Source organism: Streptomyces sp. a15 (assembly GCF_059026085.1).
Genome location: NZ_JBWLKM010000303.1, coordinates 1 through 329, shown reverse-complemented (window position 1 = coordinate 329; position 329 = coordinate 1). Strand labels below are relative to the sequence as shown.

1 pseudogene is annotated in these 329 nt (G+C 66.6%); it reads left to right on the top strand.

The window, feature by feature from the left end:
• Positions 1-7 precede the first annotated feature (7 nt).
• Positions 8-329, top strand: a pseudogene (locus tag AC5P09_RS52240) (PKD domain-containing protein); the annotation flags it as partial.

The following is a 329-nucleotide window of genomic DNA, read 5'->3' as shown; positions in this document are numbered from 1 at the left end:
GCGGATCATGGACACGCGTTCGGGTACGGGTGTGGCGAAGGCGAAGGTCGGTCCGGGCGGTACGGTCCATCTCCAGGTCGCCGGTGTGGCCGGGGTGCCGACCAGTGGGGTCACCGGCGTGGTGGTGAACGTGACCGCGACCGGCGGGACTTCGTCCAGCTACGTCACCGTCTATCCCGACGGCAGTCCGCGCCCGGCGGTCTCCAACCTCAACTTCAGCGCGGGCGAGACCTTCCCGAACCTGGTCGTGGTCCCTGTGGTCGACGGAAAGGTCGACTTCTACAACAACACCGGCAGCGTCAACCTCATCGCCGACATCACCGGCTACT